The organism is Ignavibacteria bacterium (assembly GCA_016873775.1).
Lineage (GTDB): Bacteria > Bacteroidota > Ignavibacteria > UBA10030 > F1-140-MAGs086 > JAGXRH01.
In genome coordinates, this window is the sequence record VGWC01000151.1 from 1 (window position 1) to 1,746 (window position 1,746).

Sequence of the window (1,746 nt, forward strand, 5' to 3'; positions counted from 1 at the left end):
TACTTTCCGCTTTCACCGAAAACACTTTTTCAAAATTTCTGATTACGCTTTCTTCAACTTCATTCATCGCAATTTTCTTTCCGAGAAGTTTTTCGAGCGATGTAACTCCTTTGTGAAAAATTCCGCATGGAATAATTCTATCGAAGTAACTCAAATCCGTATTGACGTTGAAAGCAAATCCGTGCATCGTAATCCACTTGCTTACTTTCACGCCGATTGCGGCGATTTTATTTTCGCCAACCCAAACGCCGGTAAAATCATTGTTGCGTGTTCCTTCAATTCCAAAATCGTTGAGCGTGAGAATGAGAACTTCTTCCAAATCGCGCAAGTAACGATGAATGTCGCAGTAGTAGTTGTCCAAATTCAAAATCGGATAACCGACAAGTTGCCCGGGACCGTGATACGTAATGTCGCCGCCTCTATCAATATGAAAAACATCTACACCGTTTATTTTCAATTCCTCTTCACTTGCAAGAAGATGATTATCATCGCCGCTTTTGCCGATTGTGTAAACGTGTTCGTGCTCATTCAAAATCAAAACATCGCCGATTGCTTTTTCTTCAACCAGAGAAAAAAAATTCTTCTGCAAATCCCACGTGTGTTTGTAATCCGTGTGATGGAGATTGAGAATTTGAATTCTATTCATTTTTATCTCTCGCCAAGTTCGAAAAAAAAAGCTTTGTTGTCTTTGCGCCTTTGTGTGAAATTTCAACTCAAATATGTATCGAATGTCCCAACGCATTTTCCGCGGCTTCCATTATTGCTTCGGAGAGCGTGGGATGTGCGTGCATTGTGTTTGCAATTCCTTCCGCAGTTGTTTCGTGCGATTTTGCAATATTGAGTTCGGCAAGCATTTCCGTTGCTTCGCTTCCTAAAATATGCGCGCCGAGTAGTTCGCCATACTTTGCATCGAAAATAAGTTTTACGAGTCCATCCGTTTCACCAATCGCGCGCGCTTTTCCGCTTGCAGAAAATGGAAATCGACCGACTTTGATTTGATAACCTGCGGCAATGGCTTTTTCTTCCGTCAATCCAACGCTTGCAACTTGCGGCTGACAATACGTGCAACCGGGAATATTTTCCCAATCAATCGGCTGTGGATTTTTTCCCGCAATTTTTTCCACGCACACAATTCCTTCTTTCGATGCAACGTGCGCTAACCATGGCGGACCAGCAACATCGCCGATGGCATAAATTCCGTCAACGTTTGTTTTTCCAAAATCATTAACTGTAATCCAACCTTTTTCTAATTTAACACCAAGCGTTTCCAAGCCAATGTTTTCAATATTTCCTTGAACACCGATTGCATTGAGCGCAATTTCTGCTTTTAGTTCCTTCTTTCCATCTTTATTGGAAACAACAACTTTCACATCTTTTCCAGCAGTTACACTTTCAACTTTTGTTTCAGTAAAAATTTCAATTCCGTTTTTCTTGAAATTACTTTCGAGCAGTTTGGAAATTTCTTTGTCTTCAATCGGAAGAATGTTCGACATCATTTCCACTACCGTAACTTTTGTCCCGAAGGCATTATAGAAATACGCAAACTCGACTCCAATCGCTCCAGCGCCAATAATAATCATTGATTTCGGAATGGAAGAAAGTGTCATTGCTTCTGAACTGGTAATTACTTTTTTCCCATCAACAGTAATTCCGGAAATTGTTCTCGAACGCGCTCCTGTTGCAATAATCGTGTGCTTCGATTTTATTTCTTCAATCGCTTTTCCATCTTTTGAAACTTCGATAACA

The 1,746-nt window shown here is 40.5% G+C and carries 2 protein-coding genes; both read right to left on the bottom strand.

From position 1 onward, the window contains the following. Window positions 1–646, bottom strand: a 646-nt coding sequence (gene lipB / locus FJ218_11485) for a lipoyl(octanoyl) transferase LipB (protein MBM4167523.1), incomplete at its 3' end; no start/stop codon positions are given. Window positions 647–713: 67 nt separating this feature from the next. After that, on the bottom strand, window positions 714–1,746 hold a 1,033-nt coding region (locus tag FJ218_11490), incomplete at its 5' end, for a dihydrolipoyl dehydrogenase (protein ID MBM4167524.1).